The sequence below is a fragment of the Natronincola peptidivorans genome, assembly GCF_900111615.1.
Taxonomy (GTDB): Bacteria; Bacillota; Clostridia; order Peptostreptococcales; family Natronincolaceae; genus Natronincola_A; species Natronincola_A peptidivorans.
On sequence record NZ_FOHU01000041.1, the window covers coordinates 1 to 6,905 of the forward strand.

The 6,905-nt window shown below is 36.2% G+C and carries 5 protein-coding genes; all 5 read right to left on the bottom strand.

From position 1 onward, the window contains the following. Positions 1 to 292 precede the first annotated feature (292 nt). Positions 293 to 958: a response regulator transcription factor gene (locus tag BMX10_RS17505; protein WP_090447069.1), complete on the bottom strand. Its 666-nt coding sequence runs from the start codon at positions 956 to 958 to the stop codon at positions 293 to 295. A 507-nt stretch (positions 959 to 1,465) separates the two neighbouring features. Next, positions 1,466 to 2,839 carry a DUF2812 domain-containing protein gene (locus BMX10_RS17510; protein ID WP_090447071.1) on the bottom strand — a complete coding sequence of 458 codons (1,374 nt, stop codon included), beginning with the start codon at positions 2,837 to 2,839 and terminating at the stop codon, positions 1,466 to 1,468. Then, positions 2,829 to 3,161: a PadR family transcriptional regulator gene (locus BMX10_RS17515; protein WP_090447073.1), complete on the bottom strand. Its 333-nt coding sequence runs from the start codon at positions 3,159 to 3,161 to the stop codon at positions 2,829 to 2,831. The genes BMX10_RS17510 and BMX10_RS17515 overlap by 11 nt, the downstream gene beginning before the upstream one ends. A gap of 328 nt (positions 3,162 to 3,489) precedes the next feature. After that, on the bottom strand, positions 3,490 to 5,142 hold the full coding sequence (gene abc-f, locus BMX10_RS17520; RefSeq protein WP_090447075.1) for a ribosomal protection-like ABC-F family protein: 1,653 nt from the start codon (positions 5,140 to 5,142) through the stop codon (positions 3,490 to 3,492). Positions 5,143 to 5,654: 512 nt separating this feature from the next. Then, the coding region (locus BMX10_RS17525) for a stalk domain-containing protein (protein ID WP_170834888.1) at positions 5,655 to 6,905 on the bottom strand (1,251 nt) is incomplete at its 5' end.

Here is a 6,905-nt window from a genome sequence, read left to right on the forward strand (position 1 = left end):
CGTCCTTTAAACGAAGTCGATATGCTGACAAATGCCGATAATATGCCGGGCAAATGGCAGCTACTGATCTACTTAGGGCAACAAACCATCCTCTCACAACAAAACCAACCTTCCCCTTAAATGTGCCTTTGCACTTTTGCTAAACTTCATCGTTTCACCATCAATGCTGTGGGTTCCAGAGCATTATTTGTGGTATCATCAATCTATTTTTTTGATGTTTTCTTCTTTTAAGAAGGTACTCCCCCCACAAATCATGTTGTAAAATTTTGTTTCTTAGTTTTCATAACCTACTTTACACTATCTTATATCCAAGCCCTCGAACTGTTACGATCTCAAACTCATTAAAATCAGCGAACTTTTCTCTTAGCCTTTTTATATGCACATCCACTGTACGTTCATCAGCTTCAGATTCCATTCCCCATATTTCATCCATGAGCTGCTGTCTTGTAAATATATGCTTGGGATAGCTTAACAGCTTAAATAGGAGATAGAACTCTTTTTTAGGTAAAAGGATAGCATGCTGATTTTTATTCACAGTTAAAGCATTATAATCAAGCTCTACTTCGCCAATAACTAGTCGTTGATCGTTGATAATTCGTGAGCGACGTAATAATGCTGCTACCCGCAGAATCATCTCGTCCATATCAATGGGCTTCACCATGTAATCATCAGTTCCCACCAAAAATCCCTTCCTTTTATCTTCGAGGGTTTCCTTAGCAGTGACCATTAGGATTGGTAGATTATAATTTGATTTTCTAAGGACATCAGTTAAATCATAGCCATCCATATTTGGCATCATAATATCACTAATGATTAAATCCACATGGGATGTGTCTAGTATCTCTAAAGCTTCTATCCCATCTTTAACATTTAAGACATGGTACCCTTGTTGTTTTAAAACAGCTGTCATTAGTTTTTGTAGATTTTTGTCATCTTCTGCCACTAAGATATTTACCATTTCTCTTACCTCTTTCTTATATTCTTCCTAAAAACATAACCAGGATATTTTTTGCTTTATTGTCATCTAAATGTTCAATTCATTAATGACTTTTCACTCAACTGGTATTTATTTTGTATACTACTTCGTTAAAGATAGTCTTATTATAATAATCTAATATGAACTAAATATGAACTTTACGGTCTAAACTATATATTCCATATTTTTAAAAAATTATTAGACAGAAATTATGTATTTATAAAAGTCTAATTAAAAAAGTATTGTCTCTTGAAGTTGCTGAAAGACAATACTTTTACTTTGTTAATATTTTTTTCCTAATCCTTACTATATATGAATTAGAAATCGATGTCTATACATTTACCTCATTATTTATTTTTGAGGATGGTTGATTTGTGCTTTGGGCACTGCTAACAAAATAGATCAAACCCTGTTTTTTTACTATTATGAGACATTTTTCATAATCATTTGTATGGAAAGTTGTGGGAGTATAGAAAAATGGATCAATATCTATAGCTGGCTATCCATAGAAAATCTATCGATGATTAAATCCCTTAGCTGTCTATCCTCGAAATCTATATCTCCTTCTAAATGCACTACTATATTTCCTTTTTGGATTATCATTTCATCCCTATCCTCTGTTAATGCTAGATAATCCACATCCCATAAAGCCTTCATCTTATCATCTGTAATAATGGTTTTTGTTAAAAAATACATACCTCTCCACTTTATTCCTCTTTTTAATTCCTCTGTTATACCATTAAATATTACCTCAGCAAAGTATGGATGTATGGTTTGATAGTAATGAACCCTTATTCCCTTCCTTTCTCCATTGAAATCCCTAATTTCCCGATAATTATAATGCTTGGGGGTGATGGGACTCATGCCAAAATCAAACTCCCTACTGACGAGGCTCCCCTGCTGTGAGCCATCTAAAAGCTCCCCCACGGTTACGATGGGATAACCATCTGGTATAGAATCTTCCTTATAGGTATGAGTTACAGGTCTATTGATAAGGAGTGAATTGGCAATGAGTAGTGCAAATATTACAAACATGAAAGACAGAGTCACATAGATTACACTGTCCTTTTTATCAGTTGTCTTTTTCTTTATAAAGTATCTGAGACCTAATCCAATACCCATACCAAGCACTGGACCCAATAGGGATAGCATTACAATGCGAGGCATAAAAAATGCATCAACAACAAATGCCAGTATGAAAATAAATGCAATCGTCAATGCCGGACCATGAAATGCTATGATGCGTCTTCTAGCACTTTTCAAGGTTGGCTTTTCTATGGGTAATCCCCTTTTGACATTCCTCCTGGCCCTAAGTACCCTCATCAAGCCATAGACAGTGGAAGCTAGTATAGATATACAAAGTAAAGGAAATAAGAGGGTCCCTGCAACACCTACAAAGCTTAAAAGATTATTATGCTTTATAGGGAAATATCTAACCAATGCAATAACTGCAATAATTGAGAATATAAATAGACTCCGCAGCTCACCTCTCCATAAAGTAGTCTCAACAATTTTTTGTTCTAGGACTTCGTCAGTTTGAATAGGAATCGGATTCTTATCCCCATCAGCATAGAAGAACTGTAGATAGTCCTGTGATGTTATGAAGGTCCATCCTGACTCTTGGCATAGCCTTCTATATTCCTCTGCCTCTTTCGTATTCTCTGGGGTAAGAGGTCCTCCCTCTTTAAATACATCCACATAGAATTTCAATTTTTTAGGCTCTATAGCTCTAAATTTGGCTGTCATTCTACCAACCTTTTCCAGCATCCAACCCTTCTCAGCCATTTCCTCTAGATAAGCTTCTATGGCTTTATAGTCTAGGGAAAAGAATCCCCAAAATACCCTTTTGGTTTTATTTTTCATTAGGCCACCTTCTCCCCTCTAAGATATCCCTGCCGTCTGAAACCAATTGCTTTAATCGCTGATATTCATCCTTCAAAATATCTAAGCCTTTATCCGTTATAGTATATATCTTCCTTCTATTCTCCTCAGCCATCTGTACTATAATATTCTCCTCCTCAAATCTGGATAAAAGATTATATAAAGTACCAGCCCCGATCTTTACCCTACCCTCAGTACGCCGATCTACTTCCTGCATGATGCCATAGCCATGCTGAGGATCTGTCAAGGTCAAAAGTATGTAGTACATGGGCTCAGTTAAGGTTTTTAATTGTTCCCTTGCCATAGCATCCCCTCCTTTGTATCTATATCGATATTAGATATATCTATTATCAATATAGTATGCCTTTCTAGTCTATTTGTCAATATTTTTTTGTAGACTATTCTAAGGGGCCATACAGCTTAGAATTTATTGCAAACGCTCATTGCAGGACATGGGATGTCAGTCCCTATGTCTTCTTATTTTCTTTTCTTTATTAAAAATTGTTCTATTTTTTAGGGAATCCATTTCTATGACCTCCCTTTTTCTATAGCATAAAAGAAATATTTTTTACATATCCGCGTTTTCCTGCACAAGTTTGTAGGTTTATATTCAGTAAAGCAGTGAAATATTTCTACAATTCCTGTCTGTCCTTCAGTCTATCTAATTCTCCCAGTATCTCATGATACTCCTTATCCAGTGCCGCTACATCATCCTTTTTCGATGGTATCGATAATCTTCCGATGACTTCTGATAAGCGATTTTTCAGTATAAAAATCTTTTTTTCTATTTCTTCTTCCTCAGCATCTAAGGATTTATTTTTGCTGGCCAAGTATGCTGTATAATTTCCTGGAGATATTTTTATTTTGTGGTTTTCGATGGTCATGATATGATTTGCAACAGCATCTACAAAGCTTCTATCATGAGAGACAAATAATAAGGTTCTATCATAATCCTGAAGTGCTTCCTCTATTGCTTCAAGGGCATTGATATCTATAAAATTAGTAGGCTCATCTAATATAAGTAAATTTATATCCTGTAGTAATATCTTAGCAAAGGAAACCTTTACCCTTTCACCACCACTTAATACAGCGATTTTTTTGTAAACAGCTTCTCTTTTAAATAACAACCTAGCCAACAATAGCCTTGCAAAGTTTTCAGGGTATATGCTGCTTTCCATAATATTTTCTATGATACTTACCTTTTCATCTAGAATATCCATATCCTGACTAAAGTACCCTATACTTGCACCCTGAGCAACTTCTATTCCTTTATCATTTTCCATAATCATTTTAATCAAGGTGCTTTTACCACAACCATTGGGACCAATTAATCCTATCTTAGAGCCATTATAAATATTAAACTCTGCATCTTTAAATATCATTTTATTTCCAAATGTCTTGTTGATATTTTTTCCTGCTATGATTATTTTGCTATGGAGTCTATCCGCATCCATAATGTCAAATTGAATTCTCTTTTCCTTCTTAGGTTTATCTTTAGCTTCCAGATGTTTCATTCTGTTTTCAGCATTTTTAACTGCCTTTTCAAGATTAGCCTTTGCCCTTTGGTTTCCCATTTTATGCAGCCTAGCTTCAGAATTTCCCATCCTTTTGGGAGCCTTTCTTATGCTTTTTGCTTTTTGTTTTGTATCCTTCATTATTTCTTCCAGTCGTCTCTTTTCTTTCATATAAGCTTCATATTCAAATACAGCTCTTTCTCTTTCTTGGATCTTTTGATCCCTATAGTGACTATAGTTACCGTGATAGATTTTTATCTCACTATTTTCTATTTCTAATATTTTATTGCATAGTTTATCTAAGAAGCTTCTGTCATGGGATATCACAATCAGCACGCCTTTGTATTCTTGAAGTCTCTCTGCCATCAACTGAATTCCCTCCATGTCTACATTACAGGTGGGCTCATCAGCTAATACTAATGGTGGATCCCCCGCTAAAGCCACCGCCAGCTTAAATCTAGTTTCTTCTCCTCCGCTCATATTCTCTCGCCAAACAGCTTCAATACTTAATTTTGAAGCTAGTTCATCACTTATGCTTTTAGCTTCTGGTTCCTCCAGCTGGGTTATATAGCTATAGTTCCCATATAGCTTAACCCATCCCTCATCAGGCTCCAGCCTTCGACACAATATATTCATCAGAGTGGTTTTACCTGCACCGTTGGCACCAACAATGCCTATTCTATCTTCAGAATAGATTTTTAAATTGTCTATATCTAATAGCAACCGATCCCCAAAGTATTTCTTTATTTTACTGCATTCAATTAATAGCATAAAAAAATCCTCCCTGTCATCGGAGAGGATAGTATCTTAACAATATCATAATCTTAATGCATCAGAAGTAAAATCAGGCTTAATTTAAAGAGAATTTTTTCTCTTTAAACCATAGTCTAATCTAATTTATTTTTATAAGGATAGAATTGAAAACAATGTGTAAAGAAATGTATTTACACTTATAAAAATTTCAGTCCTTAATCAAGATTAAAATATATTTTTAGACAAGCTATCTACAGCTAGAAAATACTATCCACTCACAAATTTTCATAAAATGCATACCAATAAAACCTTAACTTCAGGCTTTATTATCATCTTCATTTTACTTAAATAGTTAAAGTGAATTATATTTTCATTTCTATAAATACCTTGCCCTTTCTTAATATTAGAGTTTAAATATACAACTTCATTATATAGATTATACCCTTTAGTGTCAACATATGTAAAGTTTTTACTAAAGTGTATAAAGGATACTTGTTAATTTAATAGAACAATTCTATATATCTTTTATTCTATTGAGATATGGTAATGGTTTGAGTGCTTTCATCCCACTCTATATTAGCACCCAGTGCTTGGCTGACAAAACGCAGTGGTACAAAGGTACGACCCGGTGGCAGGATTTCTGCCGGACAGTCCAAAGCGATTATATTGTTGTTCACCACTGCTGTATGTGATCCTATGGTCAGGATAATCTCTGTCTCCTGTTGTGTGATTCGCACCTGTCGACTTTCCTTTAGCCATTCTACCTTTGCTCCTAGCATTTCACTTACAAAGCGTAGTGGAACTAAGGTTCTGTTTGTTTTTGGATCAATCAAGGGGGCCGCATCCAGCTTGTAGGACCTGCCATTTATTATAGCTGTCCTGTCACCGATGGTAAGACTGATGATATTTCTCTGTTTCAAAGCCTCCGACTGCTTAATGATAGCAAAGGTGCTGAAACGATCCACTGAAAACTTGATACTTACAGGATTGCCGTCGGCATCAAAGATAATTTCCCCTCCAATGACTTTTTTCTCACCATCACTGTGGATGACAAATACAGCTAAGCTATCTAGGAAATCCTCTCTTTGTTGAGCATCCTCTGGAAAAGCTATTCCCTCCAATGGAAGTATAACTGTTGTTTCTCCCTTCAACGTTGTATTTACCATCGTTGGATTGCCTAATATTGCAGAACCTTCTCCATAGCGGGTTTCATCTAAGCCCTTCTGAACAATTTCTGCATCTCCCCTCTCCATCCTTAGTGATAATCCTTCACCTGCTTCTGCCAAGATAGCTACTAGGGTAGCAGGAAGCTCTAGGGTAGCCTGTTGCGTAGCTACGGTCACTTTCATATCAACAGAACTTTTAAGAAAATCTTCAGGTATGTTTATTATTGTTGTTGTCATTGGATTGCTTTCTATTTTAATCTCCATGGTTGTTTTGCCTTCTAATCTTGCGGCCACTAACTGCTGCTGTGCAGCAATTGTTTGCAAGGTGAAAATTTCTACCATTCCCCCACTGTCGGTAATGGTAGCCTGTTTTTCCAGTACTTCAGTACCAAGTGTTACAGTGTCTGTTGATACTCCTCCCGTCACATCAGGTATAGGTGCCGGTTGGGGTGGAGAAATTGGCGGGGTGTATCCTCCACCGCCTCCGCTCGAGGGTGCAGCCCGATTTATAGTTATGGTGTAGGTTTTTATAGTCACTCCGTCCTCTGCTGTTACCTCCACTGTAATTGTGTTAGCACCTACCTTTAATGCTATTGCCTCCGAAGCCTGTCCACT